Source organism: Promicromonospora sp. NPDC050249, assembly GCF_040656015.1.
In the GTDB taxonomy this organism is placed as follows: Bacteria; Actinomycetota; Actinomycetes; order Actinomycetales; family Cellulomonadaceae; genus Promicromonospora.
In genome coordinates, this window is sequence record NZ_JBFAKY010000014.1 from 42850 (window position 1) to 59105 (window position 16256).

12 protein-coding genes are annotated in these 16256 nt (G+C 69.5%); 7 read left to right on the forward strand and 5 right to left on the reverse strand.

Annotated features, from left to right (window positions below; translation table 11 throughout):
• Nucleotides 1–36 precede the first annotated feature (36 nt).
• Nucleotides 37–6102 (reverse strand): Ig-like domain-containing protein, encoded by a 6066-nt coding sequence (locus AB0I32_RS13435; protein ID WP_357506666.1) that lies wholly within the window; start codon nt 6100–6102, stop codon nt 37–39.
• Between the two features lie 205 nt (nt 6103–6307).
• Between AB0I32_RS13435 and AB0I32_RS13440 the strand changes: the two genes are divergently transcribed.
• Nucleotides 6308–6553 (forward strand): hypothetical protein, encoded by a 246-nt coding sequence (locus tag AB0I32_RS13440; protein WP_357506668.1) that lies wholly within the window; start codon nt 6308–6310, stop codon nt 6551–6553.
• Entirely contained in the window at nt 6550–7542 is a 993-nt protein-coding gene (locus AB0I32_RS13445) for a Clp protease N-terminal domain-containing protein (RefSeq protein WP_357506670.1), read from the forward strand. Before AB0I32_RS13440 ends, AB0I32_RS13445 begins: the two co-directional genes overlap by 4 nt.
• 19 nt (nt 7543–7561) lie before the next feature.
• Here the strand turns inward: AB0I32_RS13445 and AB0I32_RS13450 are convergent, their stop codons facing one another.
• Genes AB0I32_RS13450 through AB0I32_RS13460 form a run of 3 tightly spaced genes read right to left on the reverse strand, consistent with a single transcriptional unit; the run spans nt 7562 to nt 9133 of the window.
• Nucleotides 7562–8410: a helix-turn-helix transcriptional regulator gene (locus AB0I32_RS13450; RefSeq protein ID WP_357506672.1), complete on the reverse strand. Its 849-nt coding sequence runs from the start codon at nt 8408–8410 to the stop codon at nt 7562–7564.
• A 1-nt stretch (nt 8411) separates the two neighbouring features.
• Nucleotides 8412–8930 carry a DUF6879 family protein gene (locus AB0I32_RS13455; RefSeq protein WP_357506674.1) on the reverse strand — a complete coding sequence of 173 codons (519 nt, stop codon included), beginning with the start codon at nt 8928–8930 and terminating at the stop codon, nt 8412–8414.
• Nucleotides 8931–8932: 2 nt separating this feature from the next.
• On the reverse strand, nt 8933–9133 hold the full coding sequence (locus tag AB0I32_RS13460) for a hypothetical protein (protein ID WP_357506676.1): 201 nt from the start codon (nt 9131–9133) through the stop codon (nt 8933–8935).
• Nucleotides 9134–9302: 169 nt separating this feature from the next.
• Here AB0I32_RS13460 and AB0I32_RS13465 point away from each other — a divergent pair, with 169 nt between their 5' ends.
• Nucleotides 9303–10103, forward strand: a complete 801-nt coding sequence (locus AB0I32_RS13465) for an HAD hydrolase family protein (RefSeq protein ID WP_357506678.1) — start codon at nt 9303–9305, stop codon at nt 10101–10103.
• A 108-nt stretch (nt 10104–10211) separates the two neighbouring features.
• Nucleotides 10212–10502 carry a hypothetical protein gene (locus AB0I32_RS13470; protein ID WP_357506680.1) on the forward strand — a complete coding sequence of 97 codons (291 nt, stop codon included), beginning with the start codon at nt 10212–10214 and terminating at the stop codon, nt 10500–10502.
• A 455-nt stretch (nt 10503–10957) separates the two neighbouring features.
• Here AB0I32_RS13470 and AB0I32_RS13475 read toward each other — a convergent pair whose 3' ends face one another.
• Nucleotides 10958–12073, reverse strand: coding sequence for a substrate-binding domain-containing protein (locus AB0I32_RS13475; RefSeq protein ID WP_357506682.1), 1116 nt, complete (start codon nt 12071–12073; stop codon nt 10958–10960).
• A 164-nt stretch (nt 12074–12237) separates the two neighbouring features.
• Here AB0I32_RS13475 and AB0I32_RS13480 point away from each other — a divergent pair, with 164 nt between their 5' ends.
• The 3 genes from AB0I32_RS13480 to AB0I32_RS13490 all read left to right on the forward strand — a co-directional run bounded on the left by AB0I32_RS13480 (nt 12238) and on the right by AB0I32_RS13490 (nt 16204).
• Nucleotides 12238–14394 (forward strand): beta-galactosidase, encoded by a 2157-nt coding sequence (locus AB0I32_RS13480; protein ID WP_357506684.1) that lies wholly within the window; start codon nt 12238–12240, stop codon nt 14392–14394.
• Entirely contained in the window at nt 14391–15275 is an 885-nt protein-coding gene (locus AB0I32_RS13485; RefSeq protein ID WP_357506686.1) for a sugar ABC transporter permease, read from the forward strand. Before AB0I32_RS13480 ends, AB0I32_RS13485 begins: the two co-directional genes overlap by 4 nt.
• A 107-nt stretch (nt 15276–15382) precedes the next feature.
• The gene (locus tag AB0I32_RS13490; protein WP_357506884.1) at nt 15383–16204 is read left to right on the forward strand and encodes a carbohydrate ABC transporter permease; all 822 of its coding nucleotides are present in this window, start codon (nt 15383–15385) and stop codon (nt 16202–16204) included.
• Nucleotides 16205–16256: the final 52 nt, after the last annotated feature.

Here is a 16256-nt window from a genome sequence, read left to right on the forward strand (position 1 = left end):
GAGCGCCGGGCGGTGCGGACCGCCCGGCGTCATGCGTCAGCCGGCGTTCCAGATCCTGGTCTCGTACCGGACACCGTCGACCATGAACGCGACCTCCGTCCCGTTGTAGCTCGAGCCCATCCAGCAGGAGAGCTGTCTCGAGCCCGAGGCGCCGTTCATCGGGTACTTTGGGCTGTCGGCGAACGTCATGGGATGCGTCCCATCGGACCTCTCGTGGATGTCGTGCCACTCCCGCGGCCCCTCGGGCGACGTGTCACCCGCCCAGCACGCCACCTCGCTGGTCGCGTCGAAGCCCTGCCAGTTCACCACCCAGTAGCGGGTGCCGGGGTGCGGCCCGTTGTTCGCCGCCGTCACCCACGCCCTGGGCTCCAGTACCTTGGCCGACTTGCAGGCCTGCTTGGTCTTCCCGTAGTCGTCGGTCACCGTGACGCAGGCCTCTAGCGTCTGACCAGGGCTGCCGTTCGCTGTCGCGGTGGCGGCCTTGACCGTGCTCCTGACCGCCCCGGTCACCTGGACCCTGGTGTTCACGCCGTTGTACCCGTCCGCGTCCCACGTGAAGGACACGTTCCCTATCCCGCCGACGGCGTCCATGGTCGGTTGGATCGGCGGACCGTACGGCGACACCGCGTTCGACGAGCCCGACCAGGCCGAGCAGGCGCCGTTCGCGTTGCACGCCTGCACCTGGAACGTGTACGACTCCCCGTTCTTCAGGCCCTTGTGCGTGTACGACGGGTTGGCGCCCGCGTTGTAGGCGGTCCCGCCGTTGGCCCGGACGTTGTAGGACCCGCCCTTGCCGCGGAAGTTGTTGATGCGGTTCCACTGCACGTCCACCTGGCCGTCGGTGTTCGAGCCGAGCTTGGCCGTCGGAGTGCCCACCGGGTCCGGTGTGCCGTACGGCACCGTCTCGGCGGACTCCGGGCTGACCGGCGACGTGCCGGCCTTGTTCTTGGCCTCGACCGTGTACTTGTAGGCCGATTCGGTGCTCAGCTTCTGGATGTCCGTGCTGGTGAGGGCGCCGCTCACCGCCATCCTCCTGGTCCTGACCCCGTCCCGGTACTCGGTCACGTAGTACTGCCTGATCGCGTCACCGTTGTTGGCCGGGGCCTGCCACGCGACGGTGATCTGACCACCGGCGTAGGTGTCCGAGCTGGTGGCGGTCGGTGCGAGCGGCTGGGCGGGCTTCGCCGCTGGGGTCTCCGGCACGGACGGGTCGCTCCAGTCCGACGGCTGCTCGGCCTCGTTCTTCGCCTGGACACGCACCGTGTAGGCGGTGCCGTTCTGCAGCCCCGTCCAGACGACCGGACTGCTGGTCTCGCACGTCTTCTGGGTCACGTTGTCGGTCGGCGGCGGGCTGATCTCCAGGTTGACGCACTCGATGGGGGACCGGTCCGTGTACGCCTTGTTCTTCCACGAGACCGTCAGCTTCTGGTCGCCGAACTTGAGCGTCGGCGGCTCCGGCTTCTCCGGCTTCTCGTCGGGTCGCACCTCGCGGGACGCCGGTGACGGCGCCGAGTCGGCCACCTCGTTGGTCGCGACGACCGTGAACCTGTACTTGACGTTGTTCTTCAGCCGGTCGAACGTGCAGGTGGTCGTGGCGCACTTGTGCTCCTGACCGGTGTTGGTGCGCAGGGTGTAGCCGGTGATGTCGGCGCCGTTGTTGTTGGGCTGGTCCCAGCTCAGCACCACGGTCTCGGAACGTACCTCCTCGATGCGGGGCGCACGGGGAGCGTCGGGCTTGCCCAGCACGGTGAGCTTCGCGAAGCCGTCGACCTGACGGTCCGGGTCCCCGGTGCCGTCCTGCACCGTGTACCGCACCGTCATGACGCCGGTGAAGTCGTCGTCGGGAGTGACGACCACTGCGGAGTCGGTGAACGACACCTCGCCACCGCCCGCCTCGCTGGCTGCCGCGACCACCTTCAGCGGTGTCTCGGGGAACGGGTTGGAGTCGTTCTCCAGCACGGGGACCGTCGACGGCTTGCCCTGGTGCGCATTCGGCACCTTGTCGTCGGTCGTCTTGACCTCCGGCCGGGTGGACGGCACCACCTTGACGGTCAGCTCAGCGGTGACGGCCGGGTTCCTGTTGTCGGAGACGGTCATCGGGAGCTGTACGACCGTGCCCTTGGGGACCGCCGGGTCGACGTCCCCGGTCGCTGTCGCGCCGTCGACCCCCATCGTGATGCCGTTCTTGCTCTGCACCGCGAAGGTCAGCGGATCCTTGTCCGGGTCCTTGACGTACCGCGACAGGTCGACCGTCGCAGTCTCGGCAGCCTCGACCTCGAGCACCGGCGTACCGGTGATCTTCGGCGGCTGGTTGTTGGAGGGGACGACGTCGATCGGCAGCGTCAGCACCGCGGTCAGGCCCTTGGCGTCATCGGGGCCGGTGCCGTCGGTCACCTCGAAGCTGACCGACGCCGCCCCGGCGTAGTCCTCCGCGGAGGTGTACACGACGGTGTCCGCGTCGACCATGGCGACCTTGCCCGCCACGGCCTTGACCGTGTTGTCCTTGGTGATGCGCGGCTTGTGGCCCTCCCGGACCACCACGTAGTCCTTGAGCTCGATGGTGAGCGGATCGCCGCTGAAGGCCTTGAGCGGATCCAGGCCCGGCTTGATGTGCGGCCGAGCCTGGTTGCCCGGTACCCGCACGAACGCCTTGGCCTCCAGGTCGTCCATGTCGGTCACGGTGTACGTGATGACCCGGGCGTCCTCGGTGAGCTCGACCCTGATCGCGTTCGAGTCGGTGACCGTCACTCCCTCGAGACCCGGGTCCACCGTGACGCCCAGGTCGGCCCCGACGCCGTCCGGGTCGGAGTCGTTCTCGAGCACCTTCACCGTGACGCTGGAGGCGCCCTGGACGTCGTCGGCCGTCACCACGTCGTCGTACGCGACGGGGCGCAGCAGCGGAGCGTTCGGGTCGACGTTCAGCGTGATCGCGCCGCTGGTGCCCGCCTGATAGATGTCCTGGATCCCGTAGTAGAACGAGTACGGCGCCGCCTTGCCGGGCGCGGTGATCACGACGTCGTCGTCGACCGCCCTGGGCTCCAGGTCCTTGGTGCCCTCGAAGCCCTTGGCGACCAGACTGATCCGGTCGCCGTCCGGGTCCGAGTCGTTGAGCAGCGCCGGGATGGCTACCGTGCGCTCCGGCCGGACCGTGGTCTCGTCGTCGATCGCCTGCGGTTCCTGGTTGGACGCCGGGGGCGCCGCGATACCCACCCGGACGACACCCTGGCCGATCGCTCCGCGCGTGTCGGTGACCTGGTAGCTGAAGGTGTCGAAGCCCGTGGTGTCCGACGCCTGGTAGTCGATGGCCCCGTCCACGATCTCGGCGGTGCCCTTGCCTGGCGCCGCCGAGATGGAGCTGAGCGTCACGTGGTCGCCGTCGGGGTCGACCCCGTCCAGCGGTAGCGGGATCCGCACCAAGCCCTCGCTGAGCACGCGTGCCTCGATATCCGGCAGCTGCGGGGCGGTGTTCTCCGGCTCGTCCTTGATGGTGATGGTGACCTGCGCGGAGTCCTTCTGGCCGTTGGCGTCCTCGACCTCGTAGACCGCGTGGACGACCTCGGCCTTCTGGCCGGCCCGGAAGCGCACGGTGTTCTCGGAGACGAACGCCTCGCCGAGCGAGGACGGCGGTGCCTCCTGCAGCTCGTCGGTGACCGTCATCGCCAGACCGTCCGGGTGGCTGTCGTTCTTCAGCACCGGGATGGTCACCACGTCGCCGACGTGCACGGTCGCCCCGTCAGGGCCCGCCTCCGGTGGCCGCATCTGCTCGGCCGTCGGGATGGGCACCACGCGCACCTGACCCGTGACCGTACCGGAGCCGTTCGCGACCCGGTAGGTCACGAGGACGGGCTCGCCGAGCCGCTTGATCTCGGACACCTTCAGGATCTGATGGTTCAGCACCGACACGGTCACCGGAGCGCCGGTGGGCACGTTCACGCCCTGCACGACCAGCACGCCGCCCGCGGGGTCGGTGTCGTTGGCGAGGACGTCGACCAGGGCGGACCCGCCGGTGGGCAGCAGCACCTGGTCCGAGACGGCGACCGGGGCACCCGCCTCCTCCGGCGGGTCCACCACGTCCACCCGCACCAGACCCATCGTCTGCTCGATGCCGTCAGAGATGTAGTAGGGCACGTCGTACGAGCCGGCCTGGTCGCTCCGGAACCTGAAGTTCCCTGCCGTCGTGTTCTGCGTGATGCCGGCGCCGGCCGCCTCGGCGACGCTCGTCAGCCGCAGCGTGTCGTCGTTGGCGTCGTGGTCGTTCACCAGTGGCTTCACGGTGACCGGTTCACCGGTCAGCACGGTCACGTGGTCCTGGACGGGCACCGGCGCGACGTTGGCGGCAACGACGTCCACGTGCATCTTGCCCTCGAAGGCCTTGCCTGCCGAGTCCGAGACCCGGATGTCGACCACCTTGAGGCCCGTGACGCTGCCGCCGTCACGGAACTCGACGGTGCCGTCCGGGCGGAACCGCACCTCGTCCAGCGGGTCCGCGGTCGTCGCGTCGGAGAGGTAGAGGTCGTCGCCGTCGGGGTCCTGGAAGTAGGGCAGCACCTTGAGGCTGGCCAGACGGTCCTGGCCCACCTGGAGCACGGGTTCGCCGTCGGGCTGGACCGGGGGGTTGTTCTCCGTGAGCGGCACGACCCGCACGGTGGCCTCGGCGGTCGCCGTGCCGTTCTCGCGACCGTCGTCCACCTGGTACGTGAAGGTGGTCTCACCTGTCGCGGCGTCCGGCACGTCGGCCTGCAGGGCCGCTCCGCCGAGCACGCGGTTGACGGTGATGCCCTCGGGCGCCGTGGCGACCGAGGCCGTCATCACGTCGCCGTCCTTGTCCATGTCGTTGCCCAGGACGTTCAGCACGGTGGTGCGGCCGGGCCGGACGCCGATCAAGTCCTTCTCGGGCACCGGCGTGTTGTTGGCCTTGTTGCGGTCAGCCACGAAGTGGTCGACCTGCATCGCGGTGGTCTGCTCCGACTCGGTCTTGTCACCGTCGCCCTTCTTGGGCTCCATGTAGTCCCAGTCGTCGACCAGCTCGAAGTCGTCGGCGGCCATCCACAGCTGACCGTTCGCCACGTCGTTCAGCACGATGACCTCACGGTTCACGCGGTAGACCAGGTTGGTGGAGGTGTCAGCACCCGCAAGCACCTGCTGGACGTCGTCGACCTTGCCCGCGCACTCCCGGACGACCTGACCGGGACCCGACCAGGCACCGTAGACACACCCGCCCAGCTGCACCGGGGCTGACGCGATGCTCGACGCCCCGCCCTTCAGGGAGTGCAGGGTGGGGGTCCCACCCGCCAGCGGCTGGACGACCAGGCCGTTCAGGGTCGCGACCACCACGTTGTCGGTCCCGCTCGACGGCTGCTGCAGCGTGCCCTGTGCGCCCTCGGCCACCTTGACCGTCTCGCCGCCCGGCAGAACCAGGGTGCCGGCCTTCTGGTCGAACACCACCGGCTCGTCACCCACCGCGGAGACCTGCACCTCGGCGTCGGCGCCGAGGGGGAGGCCGACCTCGTCGACGCTCTCGGGGACGCCCTGCTTGCTGGTGGGGATCGTGTAGAGCTTGCTGTCGCTCGGGACGGCGAGGAGGACCGTGCCGTCGTTGCTGACGGCGACCTTTCCACCCGGTCCTGCCTTGACCGTGGGCTTGAGCTTCTTCTCGTCGAAGGTGGTCGAGTCGAACGGGAGGACCCAGGCCTTGCCCGTCTCCGGGTCGTAGACCGCGGTGGTCGCGGCGCCCGAGGCGACCTGCGCGCCAGGGGGAAGCTTCATCGTGCCGTCGAGCACCAGCTGCCCCGGGTTCACCGGGCTCGCGGAGAAGCTGCTCGTGCTGTTCAGGAGGACGCGCTGTGCGTCCTGCTCCACGTCGAAGCTCCCGCCGCTGGCCAGCAGGACGCCGTCCAAGGCCTTCGCGTCGTAGTTGAACCGGCCGAGCTCGCCCTGCGCGGTCCGCGTCACCCAGACACCCGAGTCGTTCAGCTCGACGTCGGCCGTCGACTCGCCCTCGTACAGGAACGCGAAGCTCACGAGCCCCACCCCGAACAAGGTCACCACACCGGCCGATACAACAGATCGACGGTTCTTCAACGCGCGTGAGACCAGGCTCATGCGTCCTCCCCATTCCACGAAAGATTGCTCGCCCGGACGGCCCACACAGGCGCAACCGGAGCACCCTACCGAGGACAAAGGTGAAAAGTCGTCCGAAATCGGTGGGTAGAACTACCCAGAATGACCTTTCTGTCCTGCTGGCGGCTGTGCACCGTGTTGGCAACCTGAGTTGCTTGGATAGCCTTAGCAACGTAGGTTGATAGCTATGGAATCAACCCAGGTCGCGGACGTCGCGGCCGACACCAGCGATCCCCGTGCAGGGCTCCGGGCCATCGCCTCGCTCCGGGTGCTCACAGAGCGCCTCGAGCTCAGTCAGGTCGAGGCCGGCCTGCGTTCCGGCATGAGCTGGCTCGAGGTCGCCGAGGCGCTCGGCGTGACCCGGCAGGCGGTGCACAAGAAGTACGCGAAGAAGATCGACCAGACCATCCCGGTCCCCAGGAGGAGCAAGTGAGCAAGTTCGCCACTGCCGCGGCCACCTCGCACACGCTGTCGCTCGCCGCGATGGAAGAGGCCTCGCGCTCGGGGCAGCGCACGACCGACGTCGGCCACCTGCTCATGGCGCTCGCGGTGAACGAACAGGTCGCGGGCCAGGTGCTGCGCGGTCTGGGGGTCACCCTCGACGCGGTGCGGGAGGCAGTTGCCGCGCAGCACGCCGAGCAGCTGGGCTCGCTCGGCATCAAGGCCGAGGTGCCCGCCGGCGGCAAGATCGTGTTCCACGAGACGGGCGGTTACGAGTGGGACAGGCCCTCGCTCGAGATCTTCGAGCGCGCCAGCGGCGGCGACAAGCGCGGCGACGCGGCGGCCGTGCTGCGCGAGCTGATCGTCGAGCCGAGCGGCATGATCGCCGCCGTGCTGCGCCGGCTCGGCACCACGCCCGAGGCGGTCGTCGCGGGTCTCGACGAAGCCGAGCGCTACCCGTCCCACAAACCGTTGCGCACCGTCTCGCCGGGCCGGCTCTCGGGCGTCTCCGAGGCCTTCGCCCCTGCTCCGGTCGAGCGAGTCTGGGAGCTGCTCGCCGACGCCTCACGGATGCCTGACTGGGAACCGGGCATCGGCAGCATCGAGAGCGGACCGCCGGCGGTGCGCGTGGGGGATACCTGGGTGGCTCGTACACGCACCACGCGTCCCGACGGCAAGGCGCTGAGGGTCAAGCCTGAGCTCTTGGCCCAGCAGGTCGAGGTCGTCGCCCTCGAAGAGGGCCGGCTCATCGAGTGGTGCTTCACCTATCCCGACGTCGCCCTCTCGAACGCGAAGCGCATCAGGGTCGAGCTGGAGCCGGCGGCCGGCGGTACGCAGCTGCGCCTTGCGCTCGCCTGGGACCGCAACGCCGACCGGCCGCGCCGTCCGGTCCGCGCCCTGCTCCTGCGGCCACTGACCCGCCTCTCGATCTGGATGCAGCTGTCGCAGCTCGGCGGGGGTATCAGCCGCGTCTTCCGTTGAACGCCGCACGCCGGCGTGCCTACATGGCAGGTGGCGCGAGTTCGTCGGCGACCTTGACGAGCAGTCGGCGAGCATCGAGCCCTGTGGCTGCGGACCCCCAGAGGTGGTTGAGCACGTTGGTGTAGGTCTCGACCTCGGGGCCGGTGTACCGGTGCTCGCGGCCGAAGGTCTCGACGCAGACGAGGTCGTCGTACATGACGAACGAGTGCAGCGGAACGATCTCCAGGGGCGTGCCGAACGGCAGGATCCCGAGCCGGACGTTCTTGAGCCCGATCACGGTGTGCAGGCGGTCGACCTGCCCGCGCATCACGTCCGGTGGCACGAGGCCCCAGCGGAGCACCGGCTCGGCGATCAAGAGGTTGAACCGGCGGTTGCTGTAGAGATACCTCTGCCGCTCCATCCGGGTCGTGACTGCCCCTTCGATGTCCTCGACCGAGAGTCGCAGCTGTCGCTGTGCGGCGGTGAGGATTGCGCGGGCGTACTCGGGTGTCTGGAGCGGTCCAGGTATCACGGCGGTCTCAAGGAACCGGATGACTGCAGCGCGCTCGATCAGGGTGTTGTACCCGGCCTGCACGGCTGCCTGCCCGTGCCGGGCGCGCCGGCGCAGAGTGTGCTGCTCCTCCCGAGCCTGATCGAGCAGGCCGAGCAGGGCCGCACGGTCCCCGGAGCTTCCGCCGGTCGTCGTGATCCATGCGTCGATGTCGGCTGGCGAGATGCCCTGTCGAGCCAGCTCCAGGCGGCTCACCTTCGACGCCGACCATCCGAGCCGGACGGCCAGGTCCTTGCCTTCGAGCCCGGCATGCTCGCGCAGTTCTCGCAGTCGGTGGCCGATCGCCTCGAAGTGTTCGGCGCCTGCGAAGAGTGCCATGTCAGTCCGCTGCGGCGCGGATCGCCAGATCCCGCCAGGTGCGGGCACGGTCCAGCGACGGTTCGTCGGTGATCAGGTGCATCGCGATGCACTGCTGGTCGTCGTCGAACGTCATGCGCAAGAGTCGCGCGTCGTCGAGCAGCCACCAGTCGTACGGCCCGGCGTCGGGCAGGAGCCCGACTTCGTGCGCCCGCTCGGGCGTGGCGTAGTGGATCACCTCGCCGGCTTCCACGTTGTGCTGCCCGGCCCACCGGACCCAGCGCTGGTAGTCGGTGGGCGGGTCCTGGTGGATGCGGACACGTTCGATCCGTCGACCTTGCCCGACCCAGTCGCGCACCATCGGAAGCCAGGCGGCGAGCTCGGGCATCTCTCGCGGGTCTCGCGGATCGCCTGCGCGCCACGACGCGAAATACTCGGCCTCGTAAGCCACGACATAAGCCGGCTGCTGCTCGAACCGGAACGCCGTGGACTCGAAGGTGAGCATGTAATGCCCGAACTCGCCGCCTGTGATCTCCTGCACCGTCAGAGGGCGCCCTTCAGCTTGTCGAGCACGTTGGCCGGGACGAACACGCCGTCCTCGCCCTCGCCGAGGTCACGGAGCTGCGCGCGCGTGGCCGCGTCGAGCTTGACTCCCTGCACGACGTATCCGCCGTCGGTGGCGTACAGAGCGGGGCACTGCGTGACGCTGGAATTCTCGTCCTTCCACATGAATTCGATGTCCATCTTTCCTCCGGTTGGTCGGGTGGATCGGAATGAGTGGAACGACACCCGGAGTCTCGCACCGGATGTCGATCACAGGCAATCACGGGGCAATGGTTTGACGACATCTCTCGATTGCACGAGCATGTGCAATCCCACGTGGTCGGCGGCAACTTCCTGCTTCGCTGGGACCATGAAAATTCAGACCGACGTGCAGGCCGACACGGCCCAGCTCGTCGCCTGCGACGTCGACGGCACCCTGATCAACACCGGGCGGCCGCCGACCGCTGCTGTGCGCGCCGCGGTGGAGCGGGTCCGCGCTGCTGGCCATCACATCGTCCTGGCGACGGGCCGCTCCCTGATCGGCGCGCTGGACGCTGCCGTCGAGCTGGGCCTCGACGACGTGTGGCTGGTGGCGAGCAACGGTGCCGTGACGGCGCACCTCAAGGGTGGCGAGTACGAGATCACCGACCTGCACGGCATCGAGCCAGAGCAGGCCGTGCGCGTGGCTGTTGAGGTCATGCCCGGTATCCGGGTCGCGGCAGAGGTGGTGGGCGTCGGGTACCGCGTGAACATCCCGTTCCCCGACGGTGAGCTGAACGGCGACCAGCGCAGCGTGGGCGCGCTTGAGGAGCTGTGGGCGGAACCGACGCCGCGGCTGGTGATCCACGGGCCCGCCGCGTTCGGCCTCGTGCCTGTGCTGCGCGCCATGAGGCTGACGGTGATCGAGACGCGCCCGGACTGGCTCGACGTCACCCCGCCCCGCTTGTCCAAGGCGACGGCGCTGGAGCAGGTGCGGGCCGAGCTGGGCGTGGAGTCCTGGGACACGGCGGCCATCGGTGACGGGGAGAACGACGTCGAGATGTTCCGCTGGGCCGCCCGGTCCGTCGTCATGGGCCACGCCCCCGCCCACGTGCAGGGCTGCGCGGACCGAGCCACGGGCCCGATCGACGACGACGGCGCAGCGTCGGCATTGCTCTCGCTGCTTGGCTGAGGTCCGTTGGCCCTCGCGGTCCGACGTCGGCGTTGTAGACGGCGGCGGTTGCGGATACGACACGAATGACGGTTGCCCTCTGTGGCGTGCGCCGGGAGGATGAGCGACATGACAGCCACCCCGCCTCCGGTACCCCGTCGGAGGCGCGCCGTACAGGTCGTGATCCCGGCTCTCGCCGTCCTCGGACTGGTCCTGCTGGGCACCGCCGCCTGGGTCGAGAGCCGCCCGGCGCCCGGGTGGTTCGCGTACGCGCCACTGTCGGACACGACCTACGTCCCGGGTGGCGCATTTACGCCCGGGACGGCAGTGCTGCTGTCCGGCGCCGGCGCGCTCCTGCTCGGCGGCGCGGCCGGCTTTGTCGTCGGACGGCGCAGCCGGCCCGCAGCGGACGAGCTCTGACACCCGTGACCGACACCACGGACTCGGGCGTCGAGGCGTTGCTGGGCGAGGAGATCGCCGCGCTCGCCGCCAGCACGTTCGTGGCGGCGTTCAGAAGCCCGCAGAAGCGGTGACTACTACGCCTATCAGGCGGTCATCCTGCAGACCGTCCTGATCTGGGAGCAGGCGCGGATCGCGGCACGGGCACACTCGGGGGCTCTCGTCCTGCTCCCCGACGGGGTCCGGCTGCTCGGTGCCACGGGCGCGGCTGACGAGCTGCGTGCGCTGCTCGCACGGTGAGAACCTGGACGGACTCAGGCTCGGATGCGGCCTAGAGGCTCGGGCCTGCGGCGAGGCTGCGGATGGCCTCCGGCGGGCGAGGCGTACTGTTTCGGGAGGCGCCGGGTCGGCCTGAACGAAATTCAGCAGGCCTGGCACCTGCTCCACGTATGTACCTTGCCGACCGATCCCTCGCGCTACGGAGCCACGGTGCCGGTGGACCGGCGCACGACGAGCCGCGAGATCAGCGCCTCGTCGTCCGCGGGCTCACGCTGGGCGATGCGCGCCAGCAGGTGCTCGACGGCGCGGCGTCCCTGGGCGACGAAGTCGACCCGGAGAGTAGTGAGCGGGGGAGAGAAGTAGGCGGCGTCGGGGATGTCGTCGACTCCCGTGATGCTCACGTCCTCAGGGACCCGCACGCCGCGCTCCCGGAGGGCGAGGAGTGCCCCGAGCGCCATCTGGTCGTTGGCCACGACGACGGCCGTGAAGTCGAGGCGGGCCGGTAGGGCCGAGATGGCCTCGTAACCCGAGCGTGCGGTCCAGTCGCCGTGCACGACGCCGACGGACACCAGGCCGTGGGCGGCGACGGCGGTCTCGAAGGCACGGGCCCGGTTACGGGCCGCCGACCAGGCGGTGGGGCCTGCGACGTGCAGCAGCCGCTGATGGCCGAGCTCCGCCAGGTGGTCGATGAGGGCGGGGAACCCCACGGTGGTGAGCTGTGAGGGATGGTGGCTCGCGAACTCGTCCTCCTCGCCCGCGAGGAAGGCGGGCACCCGGAAGTTCGCGGCGCCGAACGCCTGCGCCATGTGGTCGGTCGAGGCGAGGGCCAGCACGCCGGCGAGGTCGTGCTGCGTGACGGTCTGCAGCGCCTGGTCGATCTCTTCCGGGTCGCCCATGTCGAGGCTCAGGATGTCGAGCACGTAGCCGGCGTCGCGGGCAGCCTGCGCGGCGCCCTGGATGATCTTGCTCGGTCCGAACTGGTCGAGCTCGTGGGTCAGCGCGCCGATCCGCATCGACCGCCCGGTGGTCAGCGAGCGGGCGGTCAGGTTCGGGCGGTACTCCAGAGCCGCGAGCGCCTCGACGACACGCTCGCGGGTCGTCGGCCGGATGCCCTCGTAACCCTGCAGGAACCGGTGCACCGTCTGGTGCGACACCCGTGCCAGTGCCGCGACGTCGCGGATCGTCGCGGGCCGCCCCAGCTCCTCGGCCGAGGCGGCGACCGTGCCGGCACCGGGCGTGACCTCGGACGACAGGTCGTCCCGGGGTGCGTCCCGCGCCTCACCGGTCTCCAGCGGTGCGGTGCCGTGCGGCATTCGGTCTCCTTCGTCGGCGAGCTCGGATCGTCCCACCGTAGGGCGCGTCACCCTGGGTTCGACGCATGTGACCGGTAACAAGTTGGTCTCAGAGCATTGTGACCGGTCACATTTGGCGCTAGCGTCACCCAAGTTCCAGCGCACGACAACGGAGTAGCTGCCTCATGGACTTGCACAACCACCCCACCCCGGCCCGCCACATGCTCTTCGGCGTGGCGTACTACCCGGAGTACCACCGCCACGGCCGCCTGCAGGAGGACCTCGACCTGATGGTGGCGGCGGGCATCAACGTCATCCGCGTCGGGGAGTCGGTCTGGTCGACGTGGGAGCCGCGCGACGGCGAGCTCGACCTCGAATGGCTCGCACCGGTGCTCGACGCCGCAGGAGCCCGGGGGATCGACGTCATCCTCGGCACGCCCACCTACGCGGTGCCGCCGTGGCTGCAGACCGCCTACCCGGAGATCGCCGCCGAACGGCGCACGGGCGAGCCGATCCCGTGGGGTGCCCGCCAGGAGGTCGACTACTCGCACCCCGCGTTCCGGCACCACGCCGAGCGGGTCATCCGCGCGATCCTCGGCCGTTACGCCTCGCACCCCGCGGTGATCGGCTACCAGGTCGACAACGAGCCTGGCCTGGAGCTGATCCACAACCACGGGACGTTCACGCGGTTCGTACGCCGGCTGAAGGAGCAGTACGGCGACGTCGAGACCCTCAACGAGGAGTGGGGCCTGACCTACTGGTCCCACCGGCTGGACGGCTGGGACGAGCTGTGGCGGCCCGACGGCAACTCGTTCCCCCAGTACGACCTGGCCTGGCGCCGTTACCAGGCGGACGTCACCAGCGAGTTCATCGCCTGGCAGGCGGCCATCGTCGGCGAGTACCGCGGCCCCGGCCAGTTCGTCACCACCTGCCTGCAGTACCCCCGTCGCGCGCTCGACGACGAGCAGCTCGGCCGGCACCTGGACGTGCTGTCCGGCAACCCGTACTACGGCATGCAGGACCATCTCGAGGCCGGTTCCGAGCTCGCTCAGCCGAACTACTGGAACACCACGGGCGTGGCCGGGCTGCTGCGCCAGGCCGACCGCATGTACTCCTCGCGCCAGGCCCGCTACCTCGTCACCGAGACCAACGCGCAGGCCATCGACGCGTCGCACGCCAACCACCCGCCGTACCCCGGCCAGCTCAAGCAGGCCGCCTATGCCTTCATCTCCCGCGGTGCGGCGATGATCGAGTACTGGCACTGGCACACGCTGCCGTACGGCGCGGAGACCTACTGGGGCGGGGTGCTGCCCCACAGCCTCCGCCCGGGCCGGGTCTACGCGGAGATCGCGGAGATCGGTAACGAGCTGGCCCGGCTCGGGACCACGCTCGACGGGTACGAGCCCGACGCCGACGTCGCGATCCTCTGGTCCAACCCCAGCCGCTTCGCCCTGCAGTACATGCCCCCGCTCGCCACCGACGGGCAGGCCGAGGACGAGTCGTACGAGCAGATCGTCGACTCCTTCTACCGGGGTGTGACCGGCGCCGGCCGGCAGGCGCGCATCCTGCACCTGCCGCAGGCGCACGCGCTGGGCGCGGCGGAGCTGGCCCGCCGGTTCCCGGTCCTCGTCGCCGCCGGGCTGTACATCACCACCGACCTCGACCTGGACCTGCTGCGCCGGTACGCCGCCGCGGGCGGCCACCTGATCCTCGGACCGCGCACCGCCTACGCCGACGACGAGGCGCGCGCCCGCGTCGCGGTCGCACCCGACGGCCTGCACGACGCGGCGGGCGTCTGGTACGAGGAGTTCTCCAACCTCGACACCGACCTCACGGTGGTGGCCGCCGAAGGCAGCCCGCTCGTCCTGGACGCGGACGCCTCCGCGCGCCGCTGGGTCGACGGCCTGATCCCCGACGGCGCCCAGACCCTTGCCGCGTACGAGCACCCGCGGTTCGGCGACTTCCCGGCCGTGGTCACCCACCCGCACGGCGGCGGCCGGGTCACCACCGTCGGCACGGTCCCGTCACCCGCGCTCGCGACCGCCGTCGTACGGTGGGCCGCTCCCCAGGGAGTCGGCGACCTGCTGGCGGCCGACCGCAGCCCGGCCGTCACGGTGTCCTCGGGCACCCTGCCCGACGGGCGCCGCGTCTGGTTCGTCTTCAACTGGGGCTGGGGCGAGCAGCGGCTCGTCCTCTCTGCCGACGTCCGGGACGCCGGCGCCGACACCGCGCACGTCACCGGCTCGGAGCTCACGCTGGGGCCGTGGGGCTGCCGGACGCTCGTCGACGAGCGGGCGCCGGAGCTCGTCGCCGCACTCGGGAACAGCGAGGCGGTCCGATGACGGCCGTCCGCCACCCGAAGAGGGACTGGACGGGCTGGCTGTTCACCTGGCCGTTCGCCTTCGTGTTCGTCTTCGTGTTCATCACGCCGCTGGTCTACGCGCTCTGGCTGAGCCTGTTCCAGAACCAGCTCGTGGGCGGCAACCGGTTCGTCGGCCTCGGCAACTACGTCACGGCGTTCCAGGACCCGAGCTTCTGGGAGGGCTTCGGGCGGGTCTTCGGGTTCCTGCTGATCCAGGTGCCGATCATGCTGGTCCTCGCCATGGTCGCGGCCCTCGCCATCGACAGCGCGCGCCTGTACGCCACCGGGCTGTTCCGCGTGGTGGTGTTCCTGCCCTACGCGGTGCCCGCCGTCGTGGCGGTCCTCATGTGGGGATTCCTGTACAGCGACAACTTCGGCCTGACGGCGAGCATCAACGAGTGGCTCGGCGCGAACGTGCTCCAGCCGTTCGCGCGCCGGTGGATCACCGCGTCGATCGGCAACATCGTCACGTGGGAGTTCGTCGGCTACAACATGGTGATCTTCTACTCGGCCCTCAAGACGATCCCCACCGAGCTGTACGAGGCCGCCGAGATCGACGGCGCCCGGGGCTGGCAGGTCGTCAAGGCCATCAAGCTGCCCGCGGTCCGCGGCGCGATAGTGATCGCCACGATCTTCTCGATCATCGGCAGCTTCCAGCTCTTCAACGAGCCGAACGTGCTCCAGCCGCTGGCGAACAACGTCATCACCAGCAGCTTCACGCCCAACATGTACGCGTACAACCTGTCGTTCGCCGGGCAGCAGTACAACTACTCGGCCACCGTCGCGATCATCATGGGCGTCATCACCGCGGTGATCGCCTACGTGGTGCAGATGCGCGGTTCTCGAAAGGAGGACCGCTGATGTCCACCGGTCTGCGCACCATCAACGTCAAGGCCCGCACGGGCACGGTCCGCCCGGGCGGGGCCCGCCGGCCGTACTCGGTCACCCACCCGCGCAAGTCGGTCGCCATGACGCTGCTCATGGTCCTGTTCCTCGTGTACGCGCTCGTGCCCATCGTCTGGCTCGTGGTCAACGCGACCAAGACCCAGGGCGACCTGTTCTCGACGTTCGGCCTCTCGTTCGGGCACTCCTTCGCCCTGTGGGACAACATCGTCGCCACCGTCACGCACGACGACGGCATCTTCCTGCGCTGGCTCGCCAACACCCTGCTCTACGTGGTGGTCGGCGCCGGCGGCGCGACCTTCCTCGCGACGCTGGCCGGCTACGGCCTGGCCAAGTTCCGGTTCCCGGGGCGCGGGGCGTACTTCGCCGTCGTGCTGGGCGCCGTGGCCGTACCGGGCACCGCCCTTGCCGTGCCCACCTTCCTGCTGTTCAGCCAGATCGGACTGACCAACACCCCCTGGTCGATCATCGTCCCGTCGCTGATCAGCCCGTTCGGGCTCTACCTCATCTGGGTCTACACGATCGACTCGGTACCCACGGAGCTCCTGGAGGCCGCCCGGCTCGACGGCGCGGGGGAGATGCGGACCTTCTTCACCATCTCGATCCGTCTGCTGGCCCCCGGCATCGTCACGGTCGCCCTGTTCTCCGTCGTCGCGACCTGGAACAACTACTTCCTGCCGCTGATCATGCTCACCGACCCGGACTGGTACCCGCTGACCGTCGGGCTCAACCAGTGGAGCGCGCAGGCGGCGGGCGTCGCTGCCGAGCCGATCTTCAACCTCGTGGTCACCGGCTCCCTCATCACGATCGTGCCGATCGTCGTGATCTTCCTGCTCCTCCAGCGCTTCTGGCAGTCCGGCCTCAGCGCCGGGAGCGTCAAGCAGTAACCGACCTCACTCACATCACCCTCACCCACCACAAAGACGTGAAGGAAAGACC